The organism is Zobellia uliginosa, assembly GCF_018860745.1.
In the GTDB taxonomy this organism is placed as follows: domain Bacteria; phylum Bacteroidota; class Bacteroidia; order Flavobacteriales; family Flavobacteriaceae; genus Zobellia; species Zobellia uliginosa_B.
On record NZ_JAHKPY010000004.1, the window covers coordinates 51,604 to 67,172 of the forward strand.

The window sequence follows — 15,569 nt, forward strand, 5'->3', positions numbered from 1 at the left end:
TGGCTAAATTAGAGTTTTGAAAGATTAAGTTCTTAAATTCAGAGAACTTAAACCAACCGATTATGCGTTATGTTATTGCCTTGGTCTGCGCCCTTGCATTTATTATTCTGGGTATTGTTCGCTGGAAAATTCATCCGTTTTTTGTGCTGTTATTGGCTGCCACCGGTTATGGATTTATAACGGGAATGAGCGTTGAGGCCATTATAGGTTCCATAAATAATGGCTTCGGTAGCATAATGGGTAAAATTGGCCTAATCATATTTTTTGGAGTGGCCATTGGTACGGTTTTGGAAAAATCAGGAGGGGCTATGGTAATAGCTACTCGTATGATTCAGCTAATTGGTGAGAAATCCATTCATTTAGCTATGATGCTAACAGGTTATCTCCTATCTATTCCTGTATTTGCGGATAGCGCTCTTATTATCATGAACTCCTTGAATAAGGCACTTTCCAAAAAGGCAAAAGTTGCGTATGCGGGCACTACAGCAGCTTTGGCCTTAGGACTTATGGCAACGCATGTAATGGTGCCGCCAACACCAGGGCCTATTGCCGCAGCGGGAATTTTGAACGCGGAATTGGGAAGTGTAATTTTATGGGGTTTGATCGTTAGTTCCTTATCACTCATAAGTTGCTATTTTTTTGCAACCAAAATTGCTTCTAAAGTAGACATTCCCATTCATATGGAAGTGACTCCTAGTGTAGTGCATCGTCCTAAATTATCACTTTCATTATTGTGCATTGTAGTTCCTATATTTCTTATTGTATTAAAATCTGTTTTTGATTATCCTGCGTTCACTCTTAGTAGTTTATCCATATATCCGATCATAGCTTTTTTGGGTACACCGGTCATTTCACTTTTAGTGGGGGTTATCCTATCACTGCTCCTACCGGAAAAATTAGACCAAAGAGTTTATTCGGCAACGGGTTGGTTGGGTGATTCTTTGCGTATTGCAGCTCCTATTATTTTAATTACAGGAGCTGGAGGAATTTTTGGAGCCATGCTTCAAAATTCAGGTTTTGCAGATATGATTACAGAAAGTTTTTCAGAAATGTCTATCGGTCTGTTTTTTCCATTTTTGCTGGCAGCTTGTTTAAAGACAACACAAGGCTCATCTACTGTTGCCTTAATAACCACGGCTTCTATAGTCGCCCCAATGATGCCTGCACTGGGACTTGATGAAGTTTTTATGAAGACCATGACCGTTTTGGCAATTGGTGCAGGTTCTACGGTAGTTTCGCACGCTAATGATAGTTTCTTTTGGGTATTTACGCAATTAACCGGTATGGATGTAAAACAGGGAAATCAAATACAAACCGTTGGTACTTTAATTTTAGGTACGTCTGCAATGACAGTAATATTTTGTATTTCAAAAATTATGGGTTAATATAAAATTGATAATTATTTAAATGATTCGGTTATGAGTAGATTTTACATACTTGTTTTTATAATAGCGTTTCACGCATCCCTTATATCCCAAGAAATGAATCATTCGTTTTCAGTTGAAATTATGGATGAAGAAGCATTACAGATAATAGATGAGAATGCTGATTTTAATATTATAGGAAGTGGTTTTAGTTGGACGGAAGGTCCTTTGTGGATTGCAGATGGTGATTATCTTTTGTTTTCTGATATACCTAATAACACCGTTTTCAAGATTGATGCTTTAGGGAATACAACTGAATATCTAAAACCGTCAGGTTACTTGGGTGAAAGTGATTATGGGGCAGAACCGGGGTCCAATGGATTATTATTGAGTCCTGATGGAAAATTAATATTGATGCAGCATGGCGAAAGGCGAGTAGCTCAAATGAAATCTGATATAAATGCACCTAAAGCGGAGTATGATGTCCTTGCGGATTCTTTTAAGGGTAAACGATTCAATAGTCCTAATGATGGCGTTTTTGATGCCGATGGAAATTTGTATTTCACAGACCCACCGTACGGGCTTCCGCAACAAATGGACGACCCAGATAAGGAGCTGGATTACCAAGGGGTATATTGTTTAAAGACTTCAGGAGAAGTGGTTTTGGTAGATAAATTGTCTAGACCTAACGGTGTGGCCGTAAGTAATGATGGTTCCAAATTGTACGTAGCCGTGTCCAATCCTGAACACGCGGTTTGGTACCAATATGACATTTTCGCCCCAGGTGCGGTGGATAATAAAAAGTTGTTTTATGATGTTACCAATTTGATAGGGAAAGAAGGCCAGCAAGGTTTGCCTGATGGCATGAAAATGCACAGTAAAGGATATTTGTTTGCCACGGGTCCTGGCGGGGTTTGGATATTTAATGAAGAAGGAAAAGCTATAGCACGGATTCATACCGGCGAAAAAACGGCCAATTGTGCTTTTGGAAAAGATGAAAAAGTCCTCTATTTGACGGCGGATAATTATGTTATGACTGTTTCGCTTAAATAAAATAACCTTCTAAAAAAAGCAAAACCCCTACAGTAAGCTGTGGGGGTTTTAATGTGCAAAATAGGGTTTCTGGTTAAACAAGAGCGTTAATCATATCTGCCCATTTTTCTGCCGTTTGTAACTCTCCATTTAATTGTAAGTTATTTTGAGAGTTGAAAAGCTCAAAAACCACACCTTTACTTGCTGATGGGCTAGTATTGAAAACGAGTTCTACTCGCTCAATAGTCTGTTCTACTTTTCCATTTTTACGAACGGATTTTCCTATTTTGGAAACCTTGCAGTTCTTTACGTCTTTTAGGTTAACGGATAATTTTTCTGTAGCAACTTTTTCTTCTTTATAGAAAAAAACAGCTCTCTTACCAGTATCCATACCTATTATAAAATCGCCAACATACTCATGTTCATGTATTTTACAATGGTCTTGTTCCGCAAAATCATTTAAGGAACGGAGCATTGCTTTTTCTTTTTTCTTTACGCTTCTGGTAACCAGTACAAAAGGGGTTACACATAGTATTACGGATACGGCCCCAATAAGGGTCGTGCCTAAATCTAAATCCATTTTTTAAGTTTTTTAAATTGATAAATAGGGCAATGCGTTTTGCAAGCCCAATAGTAGTTGTCAAAACAAGATTTGACGCGGTTTTACTTAAAAATGGAATTACCAGAAATAATGAAAAGGAAAAATAATATCGGTCTTTCCCTTAGAAATAAGAAGATTTTGCGAAAAACGCGTGTATTGTGCCAGTTTACTTTCAAAGGAACGCTCGCTAGTTTTTTGTGTTCCCCAAAGCTTGTCTGAGCCTTCAAACTGATTTGAACTGTTACTAGAAGGGCTGTCTATTAAAGTTTCTGACTCGGAAGTATGACAGTATAATTTAGCTGTTACCGCAGAAACTGATTCTTTCTGCGAATGCTCATGGCTTTCTATAGTAAGATTTTGGTCAGGATTTATGCCCATGCCAACGGCACAACAATAAATTGCTGTAAGCAAGAATAAGCTAAATATCTTTCTAACCGAATCCATAAGAACAAAGGTAGAATTATATTAAATTGTAAATGCTAAAAATATGTTATTGATTCAAACATTCTTGAACTTCGTTTAATCCTTCTTCGTTGTCTGAAAGAACTACGAGAGTATCACCGGCTTCAATAATAGTAGATCCATTGGGCGTAATGTAAACATCTTGGCGTTTGATCATTGCAATAATGGCGTTTTTAGGAAAACTTAGCTCAACTATTTTTTTGTTCACGGCAAAACACTTTGGTGTAATGACGATTTCCTTCATTACAGCTTTGGGAATCTCAGCTAGAAATTTCTCGCTTTCATAAATTCGTTTTGCTTTTTCGGGCAGCCCCACATTTAGCCATTTGGCCACTATGGTCAACGTAGTACCTTGTATTAGAACCGAAGAAACGGAGATAAAGAAAACGATGTTAAAGATAATGTTGGCTTTGTCAATACCGGCCAATAGGGGATAGGTGGCAAACACAATAGGCGAAGCCCCACGAAGGCCAACCCAAGAAATATAGAACCGTCTGCGCAGTTTCATCTTAAACCACATGAGACTAATAAACACTCCAATAGGGCGTGCCACAAAAATCAAGAATAAGGAAATAAGTAGACCAATACCCATGTATGGTATTACGTGACTAGGGAAAACCAAAAGCCCCAAAGTCAAGAAAAGTACGATCTGCATTAACCAAGCTAAACCATCAAACATTCTAAAGATGGTCTTTTTGTGAATCAAATCTTGATTACCCAAATATACAGCACATATGTAGATGGCAAGAAAGCCGTTACCCCCAATAAAATCAGTTGCGGAAAAGGTGATGAACATTAGTGTAATTACCAGTACAGGGTAAAGACCCTCAAAATCTAGTTTAATCTTATTAATTACCAACTTGCTTAATTTACCAAAGCCAAAACCTGCTGCTCCACCTAAAATCATTTGCTGCAAGAATACTGGTATTACGGAGGCGAACCCTTGGTCTTGATTCACTACTAAAGAAAGAAAGGCAATGGTTAATACGTATGCCATAGGGTCGTTACTACCGCTTTCTAATTCTAGGGTGGGTCTAAGGTTGGTTTTAAGTGCCAAACTTTTTCCTCTCAAAATGGAAAATACGGCTGCGGCATCCGTTGAGGAAACAATAGAACCTAGTAAAAGGCTTTCATAAATAGTGAAGTCGGTCACGAAATAGACAAATGTACCAAGTGATACCGCAGTTAGGAGAACGCCAAGGGTAGAAAGCAGAATACCTTCCTTAAGGATGGGTTTTACGGCAGGCCAACTCGTATCCAATCCGCCGGAGAACAATATGAAATTAAGGGAGACCACACCAATGAATTGGGCCATTTTTGGGTCATCAAATAAAATACCACCAATGCCTTCAGAACCGGCCAACATACCTATACCAAGGAAAAGTAAAAGCGTAGGAACTCCAAATTTATAGGAAGTCTTACCTACAACAATGCTAATGAACAACAGTAAAGAGCCAATTAAGACAATATTTTCAATAGTGAGATTCATTCCTTTTGTGTCCTTAAAAATATCTGTGCAAGATATCGTTTCTAAGTAAGGTAATCAATCAAAACGAAGAGGGAGTTTATGGTTTAAGCGAATAAATACCATTTTAAGCGGAAATAAAAAAATACCATCAATATCAAGGCGTAAAACACGGTTGACGCTGATAATGATGGTATTCTTAAATAAACTGTTAAGCGAATTTTTATTCCTTTTTATAATATTTTTTCTTCAACCAAAAGGAAACCCGAACAAGTAAAATTAAAGCAGGAACTTCTACTAGTGGTCCTATGACCCCGGCAAAAGCTTGCCCAGAATTCAGCCCAAAGACCGCAATAGCTACGGCAATAGCAAGTTCAAAATTATTTCCGGCAGCAGTAAATGCTACTGAGGTAGTTTTATCATACTCAGAACCGGTAGCTTTTGTAACAAAGAAGCCAATTAGGAACATCAAGGCAAAATAGATAAGCAACGGTACGGCAATAATCAGAACATCCATAGGGATTTCAACAATCATTTCTCCTTTTAATGAAAACATGACCACAATGGTAAATAATAGGGCAATCAGTGTCATTGGAGAAATAGTGGGAATGAACTTTTGGGTGTACCATTCTTCGCCCTTTAGCCTTACCAATATCACCCTACTTAAAATTCCCAATAGAAAGGGTAACCCTAAATAGATGGCTACACTTTCGGCAATAGTAGCAATGGAGATATCTACAATTGCACCTTCAAAGCCAAAGTATGGAGGTAGAACGGTTATAAAGATATAGGCGTAAAAGCTATAGGCAAAGACCTGAAAAATGCTATTTAAAGCTACAAGACCTGCGCCGTATTCACTACTGCCTTCTGCAAGGTCATTCCAAACTAAGACCATGGCAATACAACGAGCAAGCCCAATTAGGATTAAACCTACCATATATTCAGGGTAATCCTGAAGGAAGGTAATGGCCAATAAAAACATGAGTACAGGACCAATAATCCAATTGAGTACTAATGAAATGGATAGAATCTTTACGTTTTTAAAAACTTTGGGCAGCAATGCATAGTTCACTTTGGCCAGTGGCGGGTACATCATCAAAATTAGACCTATGGCTATAGGTATATTCGTAGTTCCGCTGCTTGCGGAATTTATAAGTTCCGGAAACTGGGGTGCAAAATTACCAATGGCAACCCCCAGTATCATGGCTATAAATATCCATAGGGTTAGGTAACTATCTAAAAAACTTAACTTCTTGGGCATTTTCTATAAGTTTATTTTTGAGAAAACAAAATATAGCTCTGTAGCAATTTGAATACTTCGCTCATTGTATTTTTCTGCTTGTTGCGGTGTATTGTCAAAAGCTTTTGGGTCTTCAAAAGTAATAGGAATACGTTTTTCCGCTCCAGCAATAAAAGGACAACCGCCATCTGCTTGGCTACAGGTCATAATTGCAGCAAAACCTGATTTTGGATTAAAATCATCATCCAACGTTTTAGAAAAACAAATAACAGGATGTTCGTTCTCAGCATATTTAATACTGTAAACCGGATTTTTGTCTTCAGAACGTTTAACAACCTCAAAACCGGTATTCTTAAGCGTTTCCGCTGCCATGGGGAACAATGCCGTGGCTTCCGTTCCTCCTGAATAACAGAAAACGTTATTTATATTAAAGTGATATGCCATTGCCTGGGCCCAAACTTGTGAAAGGTGACTTCTACGTGAGTTATGGGTGCAAATAAAATTTAGTCTAATTTCCTCATTTGCTGTCACCTTTTCTTGAATAAAGTCAATTAAGGGCTGCAATGTTTCTTGTCGCTCTTTAGATATAGAGTCGGTTTGCAGAGAAGCAATAGTGTTCTCAATCTTTTCAAAAGTGCGCATTTGTACTGTTTTAGGTATCATAATCTATGTTTTTAACAACAACCACTTTTTGGGTCACATGAACTTCCTTGGCTTAAACTCGAAAATTGTAATTTTGGCTTCTCGGCAGGTATACCACAGTTGTCTTTGGCCAAACAATCTGTTTGTTTGGTAGTTAACAGAAAGTTGGTTCCGTCAAAATCCAATCCAAATTTACCGATAGTGTCCCCTTGGTATTCCACTTCAATTTCCAAATCGCCTATACCTAAGGTTTTTTCAGAAAGCTCTATAATATGGACTAATTTCTCTGGGTGTAATCTATGATCGTAGTCATCTGCATTCCAAAGTTGAAAATTCACCACCTCTTCATTACGGACAGTACCACCACAATCAATAAAATTCTTGGTAATCTTACCTACTTCCGTTACATGAAAGTGATTTGGGACTAACTCTCCGTTTGGCAACTGGAAGGCTATTTTATCTAATTTAGAAAGTTCGGATTTAATTTCTGATAATCTCATAACAGTTTATTTATTGTATTTTTACGATTAAATAACATAAATTTTTTTAACAACAGTCGGATTTAGGTAGGTCTTGATTTAAAAATTTAGACATTACCTCCTTCATGTTTGTCCAGTTTTCTTTGTGAATGCAGTAGCAAACACTAGTACCATCAACCGTACCTTTAATAAGGCCCAAATTCTTAAGTTCTTTTAAATGTTGGGAAATTGTAGGTTGGGCAAGGCCAATTTCATTTACCAGATCACCACATATACAAGCATCAATTTTAAATAAATACTCTAAAATGGCGACTCTTGCCGGGTGACCAAAGGCTTTGGCAAAAAGTGCGATTTCATTTTGTAAATCGGTAAATATTTCAGTTTTTGCTAATCCCATTTATTTGTCATGATAAGTACATTGCAATATTACGATTAATATTTTAATTGAAGAGTGTTTCTTAAATATTTTTAAAGCTACCCAGAATAGTTAAGAAGTAACTAAACTATAATTTCAATAAGCAGCTCAACCGCAGGGAGTTTCCCTGGTCATCGTCAGTAACTAGAGCTATTCTTATTTTGTTACTAGATAATTTTTCGGTAACTGTAACAGATTCAACTTTTAACGGTGTATCTATGTTGGGTATAGCTACAACGCTATATTTTTTAGAAAAGGCGTTATTTATGATAGGAATAGTGCCAATAAAACTTCCTGCTATTTCCCCGTCATTATAAGCAGTGCCGGTTTTTTCTACGGATGCGGTAAAGATGACTAGATTTTCTTCTTCAAGAATTGTAGCTCCTGAAAATCCGGATTGAAATCCATCTATTTCAGGTAATGTATATGCTATGGTTTTAGATTTTTTAAAAGGTTTTTTTCCTTCTAAATAATCCATGAGGTCTGAGTAATCAAAACTGAAAATTACATTTTTTCCTCTATTAAAAAGATATATCGTGTTGTGATACAATGCAACGCCCTCTATGTTTAGATGTTCCCCGTTAAGGATATTATCTTTCCTTAAATTTTCATAAAACTTAGTAATTTGACAGGTTTTTATACTCATACTATCTTTTGTAGAAATATGAAGAAAGATATCTCTTTCTGGAGATTTTGCTCCAGAACCAAAGGCAATAATTTCGTTGCTATTTATAGTTTCTAAAGCTTCAAAATCGGGTTTTTTTATTTTGTCCAACCTATTTCCACTTAATGAAACTGTGGAGTAAATGGTAGTTTCATTAACTACTTGTCCGTTTTCAGTCACTTTAAAAAGGTATGGAGAATCGTCTCCCACTATATAAAAATAGTTGTCTACTTTTGTTATACCAGAAGCACTTGGAACATTTTCTAGCAATACAGTGTCTATAACTTCAAGTTCTAGTTGTTTGTTACAAGTAGTTGCTAGCGTGGTTAATAGGAATAGAACAACAATTTTCATCAGAATAATAGCTTAAATTTAAGGAAGTACATTAGTGCTAAAAGACTCTAAGAACCTATTTAAGAGGTTCTTTTAAATTTTGGATTGCAAATTTAACGAGTCTTGCTGAAAGAGTTTTCTTCTTTTTAAAGTTTAACGTCTTGGTTTTAATTTTCTGAGCTTCTAAGACTGGGATCGGTCATTGTAAAGCACATTAGAACGTTGGTCTCACCAGGCAAAACAATCGTTCCGTTATAGTGAAAACCCAATTTCAGTAGTAATTTTTGTGATAGTTTATTATCTGTGGTGGTAATACCGCAAAGTTCTTTAAGCTTAAATTGGTTAAAAGCCACCTCTTTTAATTTATTTGCAGCTTCATGAGCATACCCTTTTCGGCCATATTCAGGAAGAAATGCAAAGCCAATATCGGTACACGGAAGACCTTTTCGGTCAGATAAACCACATGTGCCCATTTTTACATTATCTGATTTACGGATTATGGTATAATTTCCATACCCTAAATTTTCAAATTGAGGTGTCATTTTGGTTTTTATATACTGTTCGGCTTCAGTGGGGCTATATACTTTTCTTTCACCAATAAATTTTAGCCAAGCTGGAGAGTTAAATAATTTACAAATGAAGCGAGCATCATCTTCAGAAGTTGGTTTTAATAATAATCTTTTGGTTTCATAAATCATCAAAAACAATTTAGTAAGAAATGATTGTTAATTTTTGTAGGTCTTAATAACTAATAACTATCTAATTTCCTATGAATTAGGAGGTTTCATTAAAAGTGTTGAAGATAACCTTTGCTCGCCAACTTTAATGGCCTTTTTTACGTATAATAAATGGGATTAGTCTTTTACGAGAATAATTCTGACCGAAACCAAATCAGTCTTTAATACAAAGTAATGTCTAAAACTAGCAAAATAGAGAATAGAGGGGGCGTAATAATTATAGTTCTTGTAGCGTTGTTGGCCGTTATGAAAGTTGTCAATAGTAAGTTGGAAGAAAAGATTGCCAGGGCCAACTACAAACATGTAAGTTACTCCAGCTGGTACAATGCCAAGAGTATTAAGCAAATTATGAAAGAGAACCAGCGCGATTATTTAGAATCATTGCGGGGTACAGGGCTGGTAGCTGAAGAAAAGTTGGAGCAATTGGATTTTAGAATAGAAATGACTGACGACCTTATCAAAAAATACGAAGAGGAAAAAACCGAAATCTTACTTGGGTCCAATAATATACCTCGTGCCGGATGGTCTCAAGATCTTGATGGGGAAATGGGAAAAATCATTGGTTTGCGAACATGGGAAGAAATAGGCCTTTCCACAAGAAGCTTGGTGTCACAAATAGAAATAGGTATTTTATTTCTTCAGATTAGCATATTGTTTGGAGTATTAGGCCTTATTATTAATGAAAATAGACGCCTTCAAGAAGCTTTTACGGCATTTATGATTGGTGTAGCCTTTATAGGTCTTGGAGTCTGTTTCTACGGATACTACTCAACTCTGTAACATTTAAACATCACTTACGGGAATATAAAAGATGTGATTGAAGTTGAAGTTACCACCATGGGCCATTGGTATCTGCAATAGTGTGTAGTTCTCCTAATTTAGGGAAAGTTGCTTCCAACTGTTTTCTTTTTGCCTCTTCTTTGAATTGTTCCGCAGGTTCAGTCCAGTCGTGTTGTGCCAAAGCAAAACCTGCCCAATGAACGGGCATAGACTTTTTGACTCTACCGTCAATAGCAGCTTGGATACTCTCATTGGGAAACATATGTATCTGATGCCACTTTTCATTATACTGGCCATTTTCTATAAAACCAAAATTAAATGGCCCCAATTTTTTTCCAATTTCTTTAAAGTGATTACCATAGCCACTGTCACCACTAAACCAGATATTAGCAGTGTCGGTTTTAAAGGCCCAGCCTCCCCAAAGAGATTTGGAACGGTCTGTTAATCCTCTTCCTGAGAAGTGTCTGCTAGGAGTAAAGGTAATGTTGATATCTGAAATTACACTTTCATTCCACCAATCGAATTCCGTGATTAATTCTGCGTCTATTCCCCAACTTACCAAATGACGTTTAACGCCCAAAGCCACAAAATACTGTTTCGTTTTACTTTTTAATTTTTGAATACTATCATAATCAAGATGGTCATAGTGGTCATGACTCATTAACAACAGGTCTATTTCAGGAAAATCATCAATTAAGTCCAATGTATTTTCTGAAAAGCGTTTGGTTTTAAAAGGTGCTATAGGAGATGCATTTGGACCAAGCATAGGGTCTATTAAAATGGTTTTGCCATTCATACGCATTAATAAAACGGAATGCCCATACCAAATGTATTTGAAGCTTACATCATCCAATAAGAATGCGGCTTTATCAAATGATGCAATAGGTAGGGGTTTTGCGGGTTCTCTCTTTTCTTTGTCCGTAAACTGTTTGTACAGCAGTTTGGGAATATCCCAAAAATTGACGGACATGCTGGTTTCTTCAAGATTAAGAAACTTGTCTTTTTTCCAGTTTTTGGATTGATTGTATCGTTCGGTAAGTTCGTTTGTTAATTTACCTCCAAACTGCTTTTTTAACTTTTTCATTTTGATTATCTGCCATGAGATGTAAAGGTAAGTGTTTGGCAGTGATGAGGGGTGAAATTAGTTTACCATAAATAGGGCATTGGCAAAGAATAGTTTGCCATTCTCCCAAAAACCTCTGAATAAAGGATTGTCAACAAAGTAAATTAGCTGACCCTTTCCATATTCTTCAACACCGAATACTAAGGTCTCCCCAATTTTATCTTGGGCATCAACCCCTGCAAAACCTGCGGCAGGAACCGTACTGTTAGCATCCAGATAGGCTACCGTGCCGTTTTCCAGGTAGTTGTATGCGGCACCACCTAATTTTAAGCTAAAATAAGAATCACCATAACCGTATGCTAATGGATGAGTAGGGTCTACCTTGGTCTTGAAAATAGCACCGGTGATTTCGTTTCTGATTTGCTCGCGCTGGTTGTGGTCATAAATAGGAACCAGGGCAAAGCTATCTGCTTCAACGGTTTTTGGCTTCAGCTTAAATTTTTCTTCTTTGGAAAGTGGTTTTAGGGCACCACCAATGGCTATTAGTTTTCCGCCGTTTTTAATCCAATCTTTAAGGTCATTCATTCTATTGGGGTTGAAAAGCTTGTCATAATTATTCCCGTTCGGTAGAATAAGTATATCGTAATTGGAAAGGTTTACGTTTTTGTAGTATTCTGTATCCAGTATAGTAACAGGATAATTTAATTGTTGTTCAAAATAGTGCCAGATTTCACCAAAATTTAGCGTAGCGGTAGGTTTCCCGGAAAGTACAGCGACTTTTACCTGTTTTAATGGTTGTACAGAATGAGAACCAAAATCTTTACCATCTTCCACAAAGCCAGTATTGCTTGCTTTTAATGTCTTCTTATGTTTTGCGGCTATTTTTGAAAGCGTATTTAGGAAATCCGGAGCATTTTTGTTATCCGCTTTTGTAATAATAAGTGTTCCACGATCATACTGGATACCATCCAAAGAAAATGGAGCTTTTGCATGTCGTGTTTTTATATTGTTCTGTACTAGTTCCGCTAAAAATTGAGCGTCGCTAAAACTATTCCATTCCGCTATAAAAGCATAGGCCTTTTGATTAATCTGCTCTGGTTTTTGGACAGTTGCTTTATGCGTATCTAAAGTGGCATTCACCTTACTTTCCGATGCTACTGCTTCAAGTCCGTAAGCATACGGTAAGGACCATGCCGTAATATCATAGGTTAGTGAATCACTTAGTTTTGTACTTGGTTCAAAAAGGACTTTTACCAGAGTTGCTTTTTTCTGGTCGGTACCAACTACAAGTGTATGATTGGAAGTTTTAACGAGGCTGTTTTTTCCCGTGCTAAAGTTAAAGCCTTTTGCAGTTTTACCAGTAGCCCAACCGTATTCAATCTCGTGTTGCGCCAATAGATTGGTAAGAGCTTCAATTTTATTGGGGTTGCCATTTAGAACATAGCTTTTATACTTGTAATTTTTAGGTAAATAGAATTTTTTGAATTCCTTGTTCAGTTGAACAGCATTTTGTGATGCAATCTCTAGTGTAGAGAGTCCGGTGGTATGATGATGAAGTATTCTGTCCTTTAAGGTTAGTGTATCTCCTAAACTTGTAATTACACCCAGACCGGCACGGCCGCTGCCACCTTGTTCGTAGGTCATGCCAATACTTCCGTTATAAGTAGGGTAGGTATCTCCGTAACTTGGGTAAAGTAAATCAAAAACCTCTTTTGTAAAATAGAACCATCCGTTGGCATCAAAATACTTGGCGTGGTTTTTCCCCACTGTGGTTTGGAACTCTCTTTGAAAATCAGTTATCACCTCGTGAAAAGGTTCTGCTGCAGGAGCAAAATAATAAGGATTATCAACACCTTGCTCATGAAAATCCACATGTACGTGTGGTAGCCATTTGTTATAGACTTTTATGCGTTGTTGGCTTTCCGTTTGCGTTAGCCATGCCCAATCTCGGTTTAAGTCGAACATATAATGATTGGCTCTGCCGTTTAACCAAGGCTCATGATGTTCTTTGCTATTAGGGTCAACCGTATTAGGGGTGTTTTTGAATTGATAGTACCAGTTTACATAGCGTTCGCGACCATCAGGGTTTACACATGGGTCTATAATTACCACTGTATTTTTTAGGTATTCGGATTTTTTCGTTAGAAGTTCGTACACCGTCTTCATGGAAGCTTCTGTGCTAACACTCTCGTTTCCATGTACGTTATAGCTCATCCATACAATAGCAGTAGATGGGTTGCCTACACCTTCCGTATTTTTTATATGTTCTTGTTGTATAGTATCAAGATTTTTAATATTCTCGGATGATGAGATATAGGCTAAAACTAGAGGTCTTCCTTCATTTGTTTGCCCATAATTTTTTAACTGCAGTTTGGTAGGGTCGGACTTTGCTAGGTATTCATAATAATCTACTACGCGATGATGCCGGGTAAATTGAGACCCCAACTCATAGCCTAAAAATTCTGAAGGAGATTGTAGTTCTTGCGCCTTAAGATTTAGGCAGATAAATAAAATAACTAAAGATGTAAAAAACTTCATATGTAAGGTATTTCCTTGGGATGCTACCAAAGCTACTGAATTATGGCTAATAAAAGAGCGGATAATCCATTACTGGTGCGAAAATCAGGTTGAAGTAATTAACGTATTTTTAGGAAGCCGCATTGGCGAAGAGTTTTATATTTACACCCTTATGGAGATTGATTGTATACCCTTTTACAAAACCGGCTATTTTTCAGAATTTATTTGCGATTATCTTGCTGAAGAACCGCAGGTAGATAACTTTTATAACCGGTTTCCAAACCTTAAGAATTTTGAAGCTCAAATAGCCGAAAAGGCTACAAATTTTCCTGATGCGAACAGAGAAGTTCTATACGAGGCACTACAAAAACAATACAAAGGTTTTAATGTTACCAAGGAAACCCAGACGCACCTTAAAAAATTAAAGGAGCCCATTACTTTTACCGTAGTAACGGGGCATCAATTAAACCTTTTTACTGGACCACTATACTTTTTATATAAGATAGTTTCCACTATAAATCTTACCAAAGAACTTAAAAAAGCATATCCAAAATACAATTTTGTCCCTATATATTGGATGGCTACGGAGGACCATGATTTTGAAGAAATCAATTATTTTAATTTTAAGGGAAAGAAGCTAAGATGGAACAGGCCTGCGTCTGGAGCGGTCGGGCATTTGAACACTAAAGGGCTTGAAGAGATTTTTGAAGCCTTTTCCAATCAAATAGGAAATAGTACTAATGCTATAGCTCTAAAAGAGCTATTTAAGAAAGCATATTTAGAACATAATAATTTAACAGACGCTACACGTTATTTGGCAAATGAACTTTTTGGCAAGGAAGGTTTGGTTATTGTAGATGGTGATGACAAGAGCTTAAAAAGTCTTTTAGTGCCTTATGCCGAGAAGGATATTTTTGAACAATTAGCATATAAGAAAGTTTCCGAAACCATAGCGGAATTGGGTACGCTTGACGAGAAGTATAATGTACAGGTTAATCCTCGTGAAATAAATTACTTCTATTTAAAAGACGGACTTCGCGAACGCATTATAGAACAGAATGGGGCTTATTATGTGAATGATACGGAGATTAGTTTTACAAAAGAAGAACTTAAAAAGGAGCTAAGGGCATATCCGGAGCGGTTTTCACCAAATGTAATTGCCAGACCATTATATCAGGAAATTATACTGCCAAATCTGTGTTATATAGGTGGAGGCGGAGAAATAGCATATTGGTTGGAGCTCAAAACCATGTTTGAAGCCATGGAGGTGCCGTTTCCAGTCTTATTACTTAGAAATTCGGCCTTGATCAGTACGGAAAAGCAAACGGATAAGTTGGCTAAAATGAACCTTTCCGTGAAGGATTTGTTTTTGAAACAAAGTAGTTTCATCAATAAAAAGATAAGGGAAATATCTAACATCGATATTGATTTTTCGCGTCAGAAACATCTTTTGGAAGAGCAGTTCAAAGTTATGTACGAATTGGCAGAGCAAACTGATGCTTCGTTCCTGGGAGCTGTAAAGGCACAAGAAGTTAAACAAAAAAAAGGTCTAGACAATCTTGAAAAAAGATTGCTACAAGCACAAAAACGCAAACTAAAAGACCATGTCTTGCGCATGACCGAAATTCAGAACGAATTGTTTCCTAACAAATCACTGCAAGAACGAAATGTAAACTTCTCTGAACTTTATTTGGAGTTAGGTAAGGACTTGGTTCCTATACTTCTAGAAACCTTAAAGCCATTGCAACAGGAGTTTACAATAGTAAAAATGTAGT

15 protein-coding genes are annotated in these 15,569 nt (G+C 37.0%); 4 read left to right on the top strand and 11 right to left on the bottom strand.

Annotation, left to right across the window (positions count from 1 at the left end):
- Window positions 1–62 precede the first annotated feature (62 nt).
- Together KO521_RS09210 and KO521_RS09215 are read left to right on the top strand one after the other, a co-directional pair.
- Window positions 63–1,385 (top strand): GntP family permease, encoded by a 1,323-nt coding sequence (locus tag KO521_RS09210; protein ID WP_215939636.1) that lies wholly within the window; start codon window positions 63–65, stop codon window positions 1,383–1,385.
- A 33-nt stretch (window positions 1,386–1,418) separates the two neighbouring features.
- Entirely contained in the window at window positions 1,419–2,417 is a 999-nt protein-coding gene (locus tag KO521_RS09215) for an SMP-30/gluconolactonase/LRE family protein (RefSeq protein ID WP_215939637.1), read from the top strand.
- A gap of 73 nt (window positions 2,418–2,490) precedes the next feature.
- Here the strand turns inward: KO521_RS09215 and KO521_RS09220 are convergent, their stop codons facing one another.
- From KO521_RS09220 to KO521_RS09260, 9 genes are all read right to left on the bottom strand, one after another.
- A complete protein-coding gene (locus tag KO521_RS09220; RefSeq protein ID WP_215939638.1) occupies window positions 2,491–2,976 on the bottom strand; it encodes a hypothetical protein in 486 nt (161 codons plus the stop codon).
- Between the two features lie 99 nt (window positions 2,977–3,075).
- Complete coding sequence (locus KO521_RS09225) at window positions 3,076–3,441, bottom strand: hypothetical protein (protein WP_215939639.1); 366 nt, start codon at window positions 3,439–3,441, stop codon at window positions 3,076–3,078.
- 46 nt (window positions 3,442–3,487) lie between these two features.
- Window positions 3,488–4,948 carry a potassium/proton antiporter gene (locus KO521_RS09230; protein WP_215939640.1) on the bottom strand — a complete coding sequence of 487 codons (1,461 nt, stop codon included), beginning with the start codon at window positions 4,946–4,948 and terminating at the stop codon, window positions 3,488–3,490.
- Between the two features lie 199 nt (window positions 4,949–5,147).
- A complete protein-coding gene (arsB, locus tag KO521_RS09235; protein WP_215939641.1) occupies window positions 5,148–6,185 on the bottom strand; it encodes an ACR3 family arsenite efflux transporter in 1,038 nt (345 codons plus the stop codon).
- Window positions 6,186–6,188: 3 nt separating this feature from the next.
- Window positions 6,189–6,827 carry a low molecular weight phosphatase family protein gene (locus KO521_RS09240; RefSeq protein ID WP_215939642.1) on the bottom strand — a complete coding sequence of 213 codons (639 nt, stop codon included), beginning with the start codon at window positions 6,825–6,827 and terminating at the stop codon, window positions 6,189–6,191.
- 11 nt (window positions 6,828–6,838) lie between these two features.
- Window positions 6,839–7,306, bottom strand: a complete 468-nt coding sequence (locus KO521_RS09245) for a DUF6428 family protein (RefSeq protein WP_215939643.1) — start codon at window positions 7,304–7,306, stop codon at window positions 6,839–6,841.
- A 46-nt stretch (window positions 7,307–7,352) separates the two neighbouring features.
- Window positions 7,353–7,682 carry an ArsR/SmtB family transcription factor gene (locus tag KO521_RS09250; RefSeq protein WP_215939644.1) on the bottom strand — a complete coding sequence of 110 codons (330 nt, stop codon included), beginning with the start codon at window positions 7,680–7,682 and terminating at the stop codon, window positions 7,353–7,355.
- Window positions 7,683–7,788: 106 nt separating this feature from the next.
- On the bottom strand, window positions 7,789–8,718 hold the full coding sequence (locus tag KO521_RS09255) for a DUF6929 family protein (protein ID WP_215939645.1): 930 nt from the start codon (window positions 8,716–8,718) through the stop codon (window positions 7,789–7,791).
- Between the two features lie 146 nt (window positions 8,719–8,864).
- A complete protein-coding gene (locus KO521_RS09260; RefSeq protein ID WP_215939646.1) occupies window positions 8,865–9,395 on the bottom strand; it encodes a GNAT family N-acetyltransferase in 531 nt (176 codons plus the stop codon).
- Between the two features lie 213 nt (window positions 9,396–9,608).
- Between KO521_RS09260 and KO521_RS09265 the strand changes: the two genes are divergently transcribed.
- A complete protein-coding gene (locus tag KO521_RS09265) occupies window positions 9,609–10,214 on the top strand; it encodes a DUF4337 family protein (RefSeq protein ID WP_215939647.1) in 606 nt (201 codons plus the stop codon).
- Between the two features lie 49 nt (window positions 10,215–10,263).
- On the opposite strand, the gene KO521_RS09270 is transcribed toward KO521_RS09265, so the two are convergent.
- Together KO521_RS09270 and KO521_RS09275 are read right to left on the bottom strand one after the other, a co-directional pair.
- The gene (locus tag KO521_RS09270; RefSeq protein WP_215939648.1) at window positions 10,264–11,298 is read right to left on the bottom strand and encodes an MBL fold metallo-hydrolase; all 1,035 of its coding nucleotides are present in this window, start codon (window positions 11,296–11,298) and stop codon (window positions 10,264–10,266) included.
- A gap of 57 nt (window positions 11,299–11,355) precedes the next feature.
- Window positions 11,356–13,815 (bottom strand): M14 family zinc carboxypeptidase, encoded by a 2,460-nt coding sequence (locus tag KO521_RS09275; protein ID WP_215939649.1) that lies wholly within the window; start codon window positions 13,813–13,815, stop codon window positions 11,356–11,358.
- A gap of 151 nt (window positions 13,816–13,966) precedes the next feature.
- On the opposite strand from KO521_RS09275, the gene bshC reads away from it, so the two are divergent.
- The gene (bshC, locus tag KO521_RS09280; protein ID WP_215939650.1) at window positions 13,967–15,568 is read left to right on the top strand and encodes a bacillithiol biosynthesis cysteine-adding enzyme BshC; all 1,602 of its coding nucleotides are present in this window, start codon (window positions 13,967–13,969) and stop codon (window positions 15,566–15,568) included.
- Window position 15,569: the final 1 nt, after the last annotated feature.